Here is a 14231-nt window from a genome sequence, read left to right as displayed (position 1 = left end):
TTATAGTCTAGCAATTGAGCGATTTTTTCCATTTTTCAACATTTCTATAAAAGTTTTTAATGAAGTCGAAATGTATTTATTTTTACGATAAATAAAAATTGTTTTGACTTTTGCATAACTAGTTGGAATGGTATGCTGACTAAGTTGATTGTTTTGAATATGATTGGCAACTACACTTCTGGGAAGTAAGCTTATCCCAAGACCTGCTGAGACACAGCCAATGATGCCATCAAGTGTTCCCATCTCCATTATTTTCTCTGGAATTATTCCTTCGTGCTTCAACCATTCTTCAAATCTTGCCCGATAGGAGCAGCCTTTACGAAACACTAAAATCGTACGATTTTCAATATCCTTTATTGAAGTTAATGGATGATGCAATTTATCTGTTATAAGCACCAATTCTTCTTCTATAACCCTTTCATAATCGAGATCAGGGTGCTGAATAGGTCCCGCAATAAAAGCTCCATCCAATGTGTAGTTGAGAACATCTTGAACATGTTGCGCGGTAGGCCCAGTTTTTAAAGTTAGATCAACAGCAGGATATTGCTGATGGAATGCTGACAGTAGCTTTGGTAAACGAATGGCGGCGGTCGTTTCCATTGACCCAATCAATAAGGGTCCTTTTGGAGTTTGTCCATCAGCGATCACATTTTGAACCTCATCTAAAAGATGAAATATTTTATCCGTATAGGAGAGTAGTATTTTCCCTTTATCAGTTAAAGTGGTTCCTCGGTTATGTCGGTAAAATAACTTTGTTTGCAACTCTGCTTCCAATTGTTGAATTCTTGCTGTGAGATTGGATTGTGCGTAGTTCATTTCTCGAGCAGCCTGTGATATGCTTCCTAATTTTGCGACCGCTTGAAAAAACCTTAAAGCCTGCAAATCCATGATTCAACGCCTCTTTCATTTCGATATATATATAAGTGATATCCATATATCATTTTTATGTATTATATCATATAGCCAAAAACAGATATGATAAAAATGTAAACTCAGTTTGATTGGAGGTGAAAAATGAATAAAAATCCTTTTTTAATTTTATTCGGGGGAATTTTTTCATTAATGATCGCTATAGGCATCGGTAGATTTGCTTATACTCCGATTTTACCGCTTATGCAAGAAGCGTTGATATTTACCGATGCAAAGGCAGGTTATCTTGCATCTAGCAATTATGCAGGATACTTTGTCGGAGCGATATTAACAGGCGTTCTTCCTTTGAAAACAAGATCCTCTATTTTAAGAAGCAGCCTTATATTAAGCATCATCACTACCTGTCTGATGGGGTTTTCTCATCAATATATCGTGATGCTTATTATTCGTTTTATTTCCGGAGCAACAAGTGCCTTTATTTTTGTTTTAGCGTCAAGCATTGTTTTAGATAAACTAGCAGCTGTTGGTAAAACAAATTGGTCAGGATACTTTTATGCTGGAGTAGGTTTTGGAATCTTTTTTTCAACGCTTTTTATTCCGAACTTGAACAGATACTTTATGTGGGAGGGCGTTTGGATTGGTTTAGCAGTCGTTAGTGCTATTCTTGCAATCTTTGTCTGGCTTTGGCTAAAAGAACATTCCCCTAGTACAATGATAAAAAAGGAAGAGCAATGTGTTAACGTACAACTACCACCTATTAAATGGCTTCCGTATTTAATGATTGCTTATGGTTTAGAAGGATTAGGTTATATTGTCACGGGTACATTTATTGTGGCAATAGCCGAGAATGCTTCAATCTTTAGCATTGATGCGATTATTGTATGGACGTTTGTAGGCTTAGGGGCAATCCCATCATGTGTGTGCTTAGCTGCTTGCGCGCAAAAATGGGGTAGCGTTAAATCATTAGTCTTTTCAATGATTGTTCAATCAGTTGGGATTGCACTTCCTGCCTCATGGTTGAGTCAATTTAGTTTATTGCTCAGTGCATTATTATTTGGTGCAACTTTTATGGGGATTACGACATTAGCGACAACATTAGTACGGCAAATGAGTCCAGTAAACAGCAGCCAGATTATTGGCTATTTAACAGCGATATACGCGCTAGGGCAAATGATTGGGCCAACGATTGCAGGAATCTTATTATCGTCTACACAAAACGTTGCTGCTGTTTTATTGGGAGCAGCTGGCGCAGTATTCATTGGAGCGATTTTCCTTGTGAGCGGAATTCGCTATGAAAGAAGGCTGAAAATTGAAAAAATTAATACATTCAAAAGGAAAGAAGGAGATTTAATGCCGTATGTGAATATTAAAATTACAAATGAGAATGTTACAGCAGCTAAAAAAGCAGAGTTAATTAAGGGAGCAACTCAATTACTTGTTGATGTGTTAGGAAAAAATCCAAACACAACAGTTGTTGTAATAGATGAAGTTGATACTGACAATTGGGGTGTTGCAGGAGAAACAATAACTGCGAGAAGGCAAAAAGGACAATGATTCATATTCGACGAAAACTTGAAAGATGAACGAAAGAGGAATACAATATAATAGAAATATGATGAAACGGAGGTGGGGAAAGGTGTTGAATCAAGCTGTTTTAACGCACGGATATTGGACGGAATTCTTATATTTTTGCCGTGCAAAATTTGCTAGTTTAGTTGCTAACGGGATAGCTATGCCCTTTTTTGGTAACTAAATAGTAAATGAAAACAGTGAAAACATCTTTAAACCCACAATAGATAGGATGGAAAAAAGAGGAGCTTTTCATGCTCTCTTTTTTTGTCTTTAAATTTACGTGCATAGCCATGGGGAAGTATGTGTTTTCCATGGCTTTTTTGTGTTTTTGGAACTATAAATTTTATTATTATCGGTCATTCATTAATGAGTGTGGTTAGTCTTTCGTAAGCAGTCAAAACCTAACAAACATTGCTATTGGGATTTATAAGCGACCATGAGTGGCTATCGCAATTCAGGTTTTGAACAGGTGCTTTATCGCTTGTATGACCATGAGCACCATGGAAAGCTTTTTAGAAGGATTAATAGGAGCTATCTTTCCGCTCGGTCCGTGAGTGCCCCGCGCTTTTGTAATATGTTTATTGGTAAAAGGGAGGAATATAGAGATGATTGCTTGCAGTGTTCATCAAATGACAAAGATGTATGGAGGCAATATTATTTTAGAAAATAGTTCATTTGAAATTATGGAAAAAGAAAGGGTAGGTCTTGTCGGTCGAAATGGCAGTGGTAAGACGAGTTTATTGAAAATTTTATCCGGTGAAGAAACAGCGGATTCTGGTCAAATCCATTGGAAAAAAGGAACTCGAGTAGGCTTTCTTCAACAACTAAAAGAGTTTGGAAATAAAGTAACTGCGGCAGAAGTATTAAAGACAGCGTTCTCTGAACTGTTATTATTGGATGAAAAGATGAAGGAATTGACGAGAAAAATGAGTAATGAAATAACCGCTCATAAACTTGAAAAATTAGTAACGGACTATGGTCAGTTGCAAGATGATTTTACGAGAAAAGGTGGGTATGAAATTGAGGCCTCTATTAATAAGATTGTGAATGGCTTAAATATTACTGACCTATTAGATATACCATTTGTGAATCTTAGTGGTGGGGAACAAACAAAGGTGGGGCTGGCTTTTGTGCTCTTAAAAGCACCAGATTTCTTGTTGCTAGATGAACCGACGAATCATCTAGATCTTGCAGCAGTCGAATGGTTAAGCCATTTTTTACAGGATTATCAAGGAACTGTGCTTGTTGTTTCACATGATCGGCACTTTTTAGATGAAGTAGTCAACAAAATATTAGATTTAGAAGATGGAGAGATTGTAAGCTACGTGAAAAATTATTCTGGTTATATGAAAGAAAAAGAGGAGAGGTTGTTAAAAGAATTTCATGTATATGAAGAGCAGCAAAAGAAAATAAAGAAAATGAAAGAAGCAATTAAACGCTTGCGGGATTGGGCAAACAGGGCTAATCCTCCCAATGAGGGGCTCCATAGACGTGCGAGAAATATGGAAAGAGCTTTGGAAAGAATGGAGAGCTTGGAACGTCCTGTAATGAATCAAAAGAAAATGAACTTAGAAATGGTATCTGCGGACCGCAGTGGAAAGGATGTTATTATCGTCCGGAATGTCTCTAAACGATTCGGAGAAAAAGTCCTGTTTGAACAAGTGAATATTAATGTATTTTATCAACAACGTGTAGCGATTGTTGGAGGAAATGGAACTGGGAAATCCACTTTGATTAAATTAATTTTGCAGGAATTAACTCCAGATCAAGGTGAAATTAAAATAGGAAGTAATGTGAGAATAGGCTATCTATCTCAACATGTTTTTGCGGATGTGAAAGATGAGAGGCTCATCGATGTTTTTCGCAATGTCATAAAAGTGACGGAGGGAGAAGCAAGGGGGATTTTAGCGCAATTTTTATTTTTTGGACATACGGTTTTTAGAAAAATATCTCAACTTAGTGGTGGAGAGAGAATGCGACTTCGTTTAGCTCAACTTATGCATTTAAATGTTAATACGCTCATCTTAGATGAACCGACGAATCATTTGGATATTGAATCTCTCGAAGTGCTGGAAGAAGTCCTGAGTCGTTTCCAAGGGACGATATTAGCTGTTTCACATGATCGTTATTTTCTTAATAAGCTTTTTGAGAAAGTGTATTGGATCGAATCGCAGAAAATTTACTGCTTTGATGGGAATTATCATTATGCGAAAAAGAAAATGGATGAAGTCCTTTTTAGGAAAAATGAAAGGGTGAGCAATAAAAAGAGAAATGATAGCAATAGAAGAGGGAGCAATGAAGAAAATTCTCTAGATGAAAAATGGGAAGTACAATTAGAACAAATAGAATCAAGAATTTCAGAGTTAGAACAATTGTTAATTGAAACGCAGGATTTAGCGCAATTACAACAAATTTATAATGAGAAAGTAGAACTGGAAAAGCGGTGGGAAGAAATTTATCGTCAAGCCTTTTAAAAAACAGATGGCATCTCTTTAAAAAAACATTTTGAATCCTGACAAGCTCTGTCACAATATGGGAGCATTATTCGTTTAACAAACCAACATATGATAAAATAGAACTATAAGAATTTCTTCTTTTGGAAGTGTGAACGGTATGAAAGATATGTATCCAAAAAACGGTCGCGTCATCTTACATGTGGATATGAATAGCTTCTATGCATCTGTGGAAATGGCTTATGATCCTTCATTAAAAGGAAAACCGTTGGCGATTGCAGGAAACCCAGAGGAAAGAAGGGGCATAATCGTTACTTGTAGCTACGAAGCGAGGAAATTTGGAGTGAAAACGACGATGCCTTTATGGGAAGCGAAAAAGCTTTGTCCACAGCTGATTGTGAAAAGGCCTGATTTCGAACGTTATCGGGCCGCTTCTATGGGAATGTTTGACTTGTTAAACCAATTTTCAAAGCTTGTTGAACCTGTATCGATTGATGAAGGATATGTGGATATTACTGAAAGCTTTGAGCTTGGTTCTCCATTAGAGATTGCTGAACAAATTCAAAAGCGCTTAATCCGGCAACTTGATTTACCGTGTAGCATTGGCGTGGCACCGAATAAGTTTCTTGCGAAGATGGCTTCAGATATGAAGAAACCATTAGGAATAACTGTATTAAGAAAAAGGGATCTTCCGACTGTTCTTTGGCCGTTGGAAGTAGGTGAAATGCATGGTGTCGGTAAGAAAACAGCGGATAAATTAAAAGGGATTGGCATTCACACGATAGGGGATTTAGCAAAAGGAAACGAGATCCAGCTTAAAGCGTTGCTGGGGATAAATGGAATACGGCTAAAGGAGAGGGCAAATGGGATCGACAATCGTCCAGTCGATCCAGATGCCATAACTGATTTTAAAAGTATTGGAAATTCAACCACTTTGCCGAAGGATGTTTCCAATCAACAGGAGCTTTTTCAAGTTTTAAATGGTTTAGCTGAAAAGGTTTCCGTACGCTTAAAACGTAAAAAAGTGCTGGCAACTACATTGGGGATTACAATTCGATACAAAGATCGTAAAACGGTAACAAGGAGCAGGAAATTATTAAATCCTGTTTCTACTCAAGAAGAAATTTTACAATTAGCAAAGGGGATGCTTGTTGCCAACTGGACCGGTGATCCTGTGCGGTTGCTCGGGATTACTGGGACAGATTTAGTTGAGCACGACCATGCGGTAAAGCAGCTTGACCTTTTTACGTATGAAAAGGATGCAAAAAAGGAACCGCTTATTGACACGGTGTCAAAGCTAAAGGAGAAATTCGGTGCTCATATTATTGAGCAGGCAAGCAATCTTTCATACGAGCAAAAACGGCAAATCGGTACAGAGACCAGTTTTAATAAGGATTTTCTTCAAATTGAAAAGAGAAAAAAGGATTCTCCTTAGCTTATTTTTTCATTGTTTTTTGAAAAACTATTGATAGGAAACTCATATTTTTGCATCTTTACGCAATTCTTGCTAAAGTAAAGTGGATTCACGATATATTCAATCGTATTTAAAGGTTAGAAGGGAAGTAACACAGATGACAAAACAACAATTTGGTGTAATTGGGCTTGCCGTAATGGGAAAAAACCTGGCGATGAATATTGAAAGCAGAGGCTACTCGGTTTCTGTTTACAATCGTTCGCGAGAAAAAACGGATGAAATGTTAAAAGAAGTGGAAGGCCGGAATTTTGTCGGTACATATACAATTGAAGAGTTTGTCCAGTCGCTCGAAAAGCCACGTAAAATTATGTTAATGGTAAAAGCAGGTGCTCCTACAGACGCGACCATTGAACAGTTAAAGCCTCATTTAGAAAAAGGCGATATTTTAATCGATGGGGGAAATACCTTCTTCGTTGATACCCAAAGACGTAATAAGGAATTAAGTGAGCTTGGCATTCATTTCATTGGTACAGGTGTTTCAGGTGGAGAAGAGGGGGCTCTAAAAGGGCCATCAATCATGCCAGGAGGTCAAAAGGAAGCTTATGAATTAGTCGCTCCTATTTTTAAAGATATTTCTGCGAAAGTGAATGGTGAGCCTTGTACCACATATATTGGCCCAGATGGTGCAGGTCATTATGTAAAAATGGTTCATAATGGAATCGAATATGGGGATATGCAGTTAATTTCCGAGTCTTACTTTTTATTAAAACATGTACTAGGTTTGTCTGCGGATGAGTTGCATGAAGTATTTGCTGATTGGAATAAGGGTGAACTTGATAGCTACTTAATTGAAATTACAGCAGATATTTTCAAGAAAAAGGATGAGGAGACAGGTAAGCCGATGGTCGATGTCATCCTTGATACAGCAGGTCAGAAGGGAACTGGTAAATGGACAAGTCAAAGTGCTCTTGATCTGGGTGTACCCCTACCGATTATTACAGAGTCAGTTTTTGCCCGCTTCATTTCAGCGATGAAGGATGAGCGCGTTGCTGCAAGCAAGGTGTTGAATGGTCCTGAAGTAAAGCCATTCTCAGGGGACCGTGCAAGCTTTATCGAGTCTGTCCGCAAGGCACTTTATATGAGTAAGATTTGTTCCTATGCACAAGGATTTGCTCAAATGAGAGCTGCCTCTGAAGAATATAACTGGGATTTACAATATGGAGATATTGCCATGATTTTCCGTGGAGGCTGTATTATCCGTGCTCAATTCTTGCAAAAAATTAAGGATGCTTATGACAGAGATGGCGCTTTAAAGAACCTTCTTCTGGACCCATACTTTAAGGATATCGTTGAAAATTACCAGTCCGCATTACGTGAGATTATCGCCGTTGCCGTTCAAAATGGAATTCCGGTTCCTTGCTTCTCTGCAGCACTATCGTATTATGACAGCTATAGAACGGAAACATTACCGGCAAATTTACTTCAAGCACAACGAGATTATTTCGGTGCTCACACTTATCAGCGCGTTGATAAGGAAGGTATTTTCCATACGGAATGGTTGGACTAATAAAAAAACCTCCTAAGGTTTTGGAAACGTCCTCTTAACTAAAGCAAGTGGAGAAAAACGAATGGTTTTTCTCCACTTGCTTTTTTCATGGGATTTGTTGGTGAGTACCTGTTATGTTTTGGACGGATAGGCAAGCACTTTGATTCCAAGATAGATAGAGATTTAAGAAACCTGTTGTCCGGCCTTATCATGTTTCACTTTTCTATTACAAGAGCTGTGTTTGAAAAACGACCTTGCCAAAAATTGATGAGTTGCTTGAGAGGACTTTTAACCCGAAATGCCTCAGTTTTTCGAAAAAGACAGTCCGAATTTCACTTCTAAATGGACAAAATCCTTCTGTTATGTGCGTTGTCATTTTGTATAAAGTTTAATCCTTAACGAACAATAATGGTATAGACCAGAATATTTCGTCCATTCTTTATGAAATCAATAAATAAAGTGGGAGAAATGAGGTGAGTTTATGGAAATGATTGAACGTTTGTTTGCACAGTATGGTTATTTAGTGTTGTTAATCGGTCTACCAATGGAATTAATTGCTCTTCCGATCCCTCCAGGAAACTCGACTCTCGCATATACTGGATATTTATCCTATAAAAATGTTCTCGACCTTCTACCAGCTCTAGCTGCAGCGTATTCTGGATCTGTGCTCGGAATTACGACTACTTACTGGCTCGGAGAAAAATTGGGGATGCCACTGATCGAAAAATACGGTAAATGGTTGTTTTTGAAACCCAAATATTTGCAGAAAACAAAAATGGCTTACGAAAAATATGGGAACAAAATGCTTCTCTTTGGTTTCTTCTTACCCGGCATTCGCCAGCTTAACAGCTATTTTGCGGGTATTATTCAAATTCCGTATCGAACCTTTGCTCTATATGCCTATACAGGAACTGCCCTATGGGTATCCATATTTATCGGTATCGGTTATATATTCGGTAATCAATGGCAGGTTGTTTTTAATTGGGTCGAACATTTTTTTAAGTTCATCTTAATCATATTATGTTGTGTGATCGTTATTTTTTTCCTTTTAAAATGGCGTAATCGGTTTAGAAAATCTCCTCATATTCATGAAGGAGAAACGTAGTTGCAAAACTTTAATTATTAACCTATTTTTGACATTTTACATCTTCATAACATGGCATTCAAATCTGGTTACGCTATAAAGATTTCTTAATCTTACTTAGCTTACGGACTAAGCATACATTGATTATATCTGAAATTTTAAGAGGTAATCAATTTCAAATCGTTGAATAGACAACTAATTGCTAAATGTTCGAGTAATTTTTTTTCACTATTTCGAACAAAATAGTCTTGTCTAATGGATAGAACTGAATTATACTTTAAATAATTCGTTCTTATTAAAGAACGATTTTGTATCTTATTTCAGTGATTAAATTTTGCGTACATGAAAGGGGGATTAAAGATTAAAAGAATTTTTAAGGTAACTGGAAATTTAGTATTGCTTGGATTTGTAGTTATTCTGCTTATTTCACTTTCTAACGTTATTCACGCAAGTAGAAGTTCTGATGGATTACCATCGATTTTAGGGTACCACTTGTTAACGGTTTTAACTGGGAGTATGGAACCAAAATTATCCGAAGGAGACTTGATTATTATTCATCCGTACAGTACTGAGATGCCAAAAATAAATGATGTCGTTACATATCGGAATCATAATGGAACCTTTGTTACGCATCGTATTGTCGATCTTGTTGACAATAATGGGACAAGTCTTTTTCAAACAAAAGGGGATGCCAATAATTCATTTGATCAAGACCTTGTTTCACTTGATCAAATAGCTGGCACAGTCGCTTTTAAGATTCCGAAACTCGGTTTACTATTAAGCTCTTTAAAAGGTCCGCTCGGTCTTATTCTTTTAACGCTTATAGTCTCTTTTTCCATAAGCGCAAGGATCATTAGAAAAATACTGGCTGTTCGGAAAAAAGAGCAGCTTACACAAAAATAATTTTAGGGGGTGATCAACTAAGGCATAATGAAGGGGAAGAAAACAGTAAAAAATTTTTTAAAAAAAACGTTCGTTATTAAGTACTTTTTGTTTGTTGAAAATACACGAGAGAGGAGAAGAGAGGATGAATTTTTTTAAAAAAAATAAGCTATGGATTAGTTTAATAGGAGTTCTTTTATTAACGATTGCAACAATTGGAACAATCGCTTACTTTAGTAAAAGCTTTACAAGTGACAATAATGTCGCCGTTGCAGCTAAGTTTGATGTAGAGGCGGTCAATGGTCAGGGCCAGACCATCGGTGATGGCCAGTTTGCTTTAGGAGAGGATTTATATCCTGGAATGCCTACATTAGAGGCATATAATTTCCAAATTAATAAAAACAATACTACTTTGCCTGTCGAATACAAAGTTCACTTAGAACGAAGCGGTGCACTTTTTGCGGAAAATTCCCCAGTAAAGCTGAGCCTTCAAAGATTTATTAATAATAACTGGGTCGATGTGGATTACTCAACAACATTTCGTCCTGAAAATGATATTGAGAAATATAGAGTATTAGTCGATTGGCCGCATAGCGATAATGATATTGATTTCCAAGGAGCGACCGGTAATATAAAATTGGAAGTTGTAGCTACTCAAGTTGATCCAATAGAGGAACCAGCGGGACCTCCATATTATACTGACGCAATTACTTTTAAAGCAACACCGAACGGCAGTACAAGAACAACGTCGAACAAAGAGGTTAATTTTTATAAAGATGAACAAGGGTTTAAAGTCATTCAAGTGACTGTTGGGGATGGAAGTGGTGATTTTGAAGAGAAAGTAGGCAACTTCAAAATTGTCGAAAATGTTGAAGGAAGTACAACCTGGTATCGTCTGTATACAGAAAAAGAGTACTATGCAAGTGAAAGTCAAGTGTGGAGGGTGGACAATGTCGATACATCGATAGATGGAACGATTACTTTAAAAAGGGCAAATAACACATTTCTGACAATCCAATCAAAAGAATTATACAAGTGGTTTACTGAAAAATCAGATAAATAACGGCGATTCCTCGATTGTGTTAGCAAAATATTAAAGTGGTTAAAATCATGACCGTTTTTATATGGGAGTTTAAGAAACCAAGGATTCTTTTTTGACGTAAACTAGGGGATTAAGCTAACCTGTAATCCCCATGTTCTTTTTTAGTATTTAAAGAAGCATATGATCCTTCTATTTTGATTTTCCGATTTTATAAACGATCTTGAGTGCTCCGGTGTAATATCGCCTTCAAATTCAAAATTTATTAGATGAAAGATTTCGAAGTGATCCTAAAATGAATATGTTTAATTTACAGAGAGATGAGCATCCGGTGCGGCGAAATCGCATTAAGAAAAAACAACGATTGATCCCAATCGCTGTTTTTTCTTAAAAGGTATGAGTTTTATTGCTTGTCGCTCACTTCTAAATTCGTAACGGGCCACCAGAAGAAGCCGTCTTTCTCTAAAAGTTCATCTGAGCATTTTGGTCCCATTGTGCCTGATGCATAGTTAGGAAAGCTTTCATCAATATGGTTCTCCCAAACGTCTGATATTTTGTCGGTAAAGCTCCACGAAAGGGCTACCTCATCCCAATGGGTGAAGTTCGTAGCATCGCCACGCATGCAATCGTATAATAACTTTTCATACGCTTCAGGCGTGTTAATTCCATCAATCCCTTTATTGGCATAATTTAGCTTAATCGGAGTTGCCTCCATTCCTGTACCTGCCTTTTTAGCATTGAGATGAATGGTTACACCTTCCTCAGGCTGTATGTGTATAACGAGTAAATTTGGATTTAATGGTTGCTCTGTCTGATAATAAAGATTCATCGGAACATCCTTAAATTGGATGACGATTTTTGTGGACTTTGCAGCCATTCGTTTTCCAGTTCGGATATAAAATGGAACACCTGCCCAACGGAAATTATCAATTAATAGTTTTCCAGCAACAAATGTTTCTGTGTTTGATTTTTCTGCAACCATTGGCTCTTGGCGGTAGCTTGGCACTGTTTTTCCATTTATGGTCCCCTCATCATATTGGCCTCTAACGAAGTATTTATTTACTTCTTCACCTTCGATAGGACGCAGCGCTCTTAATACTTTCACCTTTTCTGAGCGAATCTCTTCTGTATTTAAGCGAATTGGTGGTTCCATCGCAAGCAAGGCCACCATCTGGAGCAGATGGTTTTGTACCATATCTCTCAGAGCGCCACTATTTTCGTAATATCTACCTCTTTCTTCAACACCAAGAACTTCACTTGAGGTCACTTGGATATTGGAGATGAAGCGACTGTTCCATAATGGTTCGAAAATGGCATTTGCAAAACGAATGACCTCGATGTTTTGCACCATTTCTTTACCCAGGTAATGGTCAATTCGATAAATCTCATCCTCAGAAAAAGCCGTTCTAATTTGGTCATTGAGTTCTTTGGCTGATTCTAAATCATGACCAAATGGTTTTTCAATCACAAGCCGTTTAAAGCCGCGTACGTCTGTAAGTCCATCTGACTTTAGGTGTAGGGCGATAGAGCCAAAAAACTCGGGCGCCATTGCCAAGTAAAAGATACGATTTCCATTTAGCTGATAATGGTTATCGAGATCAGATGCCATATTTTTTAAAGCCGCATAGGAAGCCGAATCAGTGACATCATGGGAATGATAGTAAAAATGGGATGCAAATTCATCAATTCGATCTTCTTTTTCAATCGCTGTTTTAACAGATTCCTTGATCGACTGTTGAAATTCATCGTTTGTTAAGGGGCGTCTCGCTACGCCGATAACGGCAAAGTTTTTAGAGAGCTTATCTTTTTCAAACAATTTATATAGAGAGGGATATAGCTTGCGTTTTGCTAAATCACCAGTTGCTCCAAATATCATGATGAGTGCTGTTTGATTATCATTCTGGTTCAAGATACTAGACCTCTTTTCTCACTTTATGTATGAATTATATATCTTCTAGTTTAGACTTTACTTGAAAGAAGTTCTACGAATTTGACTCAAATATGAATTTTATAGTGTTCAGACGCAATTCGCAAATATTTTAGCATATTTCTTCGCTATTTTTTGTCATTTATGATGGAACTATCCAAAATGAACATAAATGGCACATATGGTATAGTAAGTACGAATTATGGTTTGCCAATGTTCTTATAGGTTTACTGATAAATGGCTTGCATTTCTGTAACATATTCAAACCATCAATACTTGAGATTAAATATAAATAAAGATGAACTGGAATGGAAGAAAGGAGTTTTATTGTGGAAGTATTATTTCTAGGGACGGGAGCTGGAGTTCCTGCAAAACTGCGTAATGTTACGTCAATTGCTTTGAAATTACTTGAAGAACGCGGCTCTGTTTGGCTGTTCGATTGTGGTGAAGCAACGCAGCATCAAATTTTACATACAACTCTAAAGCCACGAAGGGTTGAAAAAATCTTTATAACCCATTTACACGGTGATCACATTTACGGCCTTCCTGGTTTTTTAGCAAGTCGCTCCTTTCAAGGGGGGGAATTGGACGTGACGATCTATGGACCGAAGGGAATTCAAACCTTTGTGGAAACAAATCTTTCTGTCAGTCAAACCTATTTAAAGTATCGACTTCATTTTGTTGAAGTTAGCGAGGGAATCGTGTTTGAGGATGAACAGTTTCTTGTCGAGGCACGTTTGCTGGAGCACGGAATTGCTTCTTATGGTTATCGAGTTGTAGAAAAGGATCGGCCAGGGGTTTTATTAGTTGACAAACTAAAGGAAGCTGGGATTGAGCCAGGGCCAGTCTATAAAAAGGTCAAAAATGGGGAGAGCGTAACCCTTAAAGATGGAACCGTTGTGGATGGAAAAAAGTTTACAGGACCCGATATAAAGGGAAGAGTGGTAACCATATTAGGAGACACGAGGTTTTGTGGGGCAGCAAAGGAATTAGCAGAAGGTGCTGACTTGCTTATTCATGAGGCAACGTTTGCAGCTGGTGAAGAAGGATTGGCCTACGAATATTTTCATTCAACTACAACGCAAGCGGCACAGATCGCCAAAGCGGCCTATGTTAAGAAATTATGTTTAACTCATATTAGCTCGAGGTATGATCGCGATGATTGGAAAATGCTTGAGGGAGAAGCGAAAAAGGTTTTCGCAACGACAGAAGTTGCATATGATTTTAAAGAAATTGAGATCCCACTGGTGAAATCACTTTCTCAGTAATTTCACAATTCTATAGATGAGTCGTGGGAGAGCATCACTAACAATACATTAAGACTATTTATATCACAAAGACTTTTGTAAAAATCTTTTTACGTTGAAACTAATGTCACTATTTTTTTAAGTTCTCTATAAAAAAGCAGATCAATTATCATTTAATTGATCTGCTTACAAGATAA

11 protein-coding genes and 1 pseudogene are annotated in these 14231 nt (G+C 37.4%); 10 read left to right on the top strand and 2 right to left on the bottom strand.

The genetic code is table 11. The annotated features are described in order from the left end of the window. Positions 1–888 carry a LysR family transcriptional regulator gene (locus PZE06_RS04995; RefSeq protein ID WP_150915060.1) on the bottom strand — a complete coding sequence of 296 codons (888 nt, stop codon included), beginning with the start codon at positions 886–888 and terminating at the stop codon, positions 1–3. A 126-nt stretch (positions 889–1014) separates the two neighbouring features. On the opposite strand from PZE06_RS04995, the pseudogene PZE06_RS04990 reads away from it, so the two are divergent. The 9 genes and pseudogenes from PZE06_RS04990 to PZE06_RS04955 form a co-directional block, all read left to right on the top strand. Further along, positions 1015–2196, top strand: a pseudogene (locus PZE06_RS04990) (YbfB/YjiJ family MFS transporter); the annotation flags it as partial. A gap of 24 nt (positions 2197–2220) precedes the next feature. Then, positions 2221–2424, top strand: coding sequence for a 2-hydroxymuconate tautomerase family protein (locus PZE06_RS30060; RefSeq protein ID WP_225310613.1), 204 nt, complete (start codon positions 2221–2223; stop codon positions 2422–2424). Between the two features lie 25 nt (positions 2425–2449). After that, a complete protein-coding gene (locus PZE06_RS29495) occupies positions 2450–2623 on the top strand; it encodes an RAxF-45 family protein (protein WP_483314054.1) in 174 nt (57 codons plus the stop codon). 424 nt (positions 2624–3047) lie between these two features. After that, the gene (abc-f, locus tag PZE06_RS04980) at positions 3048–4916 is read left to right on the top strand and encodes a ribosomal protection-like ABC-F family protein (protein WP_150915058.1); all 1869 of its coding nucleotides are present in this window, start codon (positions 3048–3050) and stop codon (positions 4914–4916) included. A gap of 139 nt (positions 4917–5055) precedes the next feature. Beyond that, positions 5056–6330, top strand: coding sequence for a DNA polymerase IV (locus PZE06_RS04975; RefSeq protein ID WP_150915057.1), 1275 nt, complete (start codon positions 5056–5058; stop codon positions 6328–6330). Between the two features lie 136 nt (positions 6331–6466). Next, positions 6467–7876 carry an NADP-dependent phosphogluconate dehydrogenase gene (gndA, locus tag PZE06_RS04970; RefSeq protein WP_150915056.1) on the top strand — a complete coding sequence of 470 codons (1410 nt, stop codon included), beginning with the start codon at positions 6467–6469 and terminating at the stop codon, positions 7874–7876. Between the two features lie 460 nt (positions 7877–8336). Beyond that, complete coding sequence (locus PZE06_RS04965; protein ID WP_150915055.1) at positions 8337–8960, top strand: DedA family protein; 624 nt, start codon at positions 8337–8339, stop codon at positions 8958–8960. Positions 8961–9335: 375 nt separating this feature from the next. Next, positions 9336–9842: a signal peptidase I gene (locus PZE06_RS04960; protein WP_191963160.1), complete on the top strand. Its 507-nt coding sequence runs from the start codon at positions 9336–9338 to the stop codon at positions 9840–9842. A 124-nt stretch (positions 9843–9966) separates the two neighbouring features. After that, positions 9967–10884, top strand: a complete 918-nt coding sequence (locus tag PZE06_RS04955; RefSeq protein WP_150915053.1) for a hypothetical protein — start codon at positions 9967–9969, stop codon at positions 10882–10884. A gap of 379 nt (positions 10885–11263) precedes the next feature. On the opposite strand, the gene zwf is transcribed toward PZE06_RS04955, so the two are convergent. After that, positions 11264–12736: a glucose-6-phosphate dehydrogenase gene (gene zwf / locus PZE06_RS04950; RefSeq protein WP_225310614.1), complete on the bottom strand. Its 1473-nt coding sequence runs from the start codon at positions 12734–12736 to the stop codon at positions 11264–11266. A gap of 380 nt (positions 12737–13116) precedes the next feature. On the opposite strand from zwf, the gene rnz reads away from it, so the two are divergent. Then, positions 13117–14055, top strand: a complete 939-nt coding sequence (rnz, locus tag PZE06_RS04945; protein WP_150915051.1) for a ribonuclease Z — start codon at positions 13117–13119, stop codon at positions 14053–14055. The last annotated feature ends 176 nt before the right edge of the window (positions 14056–14231 follow it).

It is taken from the genome of Robertmurraya sp. DFI.2.37, from assembly GCF_029211245.1.
GTDB lineage: Bacteria > Bacillota > Bacilli > Bacillales > Cytobacillaceae > Robertmurraya > Robertmurraya methanolica_A.
The sequence above is the reverse complement of the archived record's forward strand: the minus strand, read 5'-3'. Positions and strand labels throughout refer to the sequence as shown.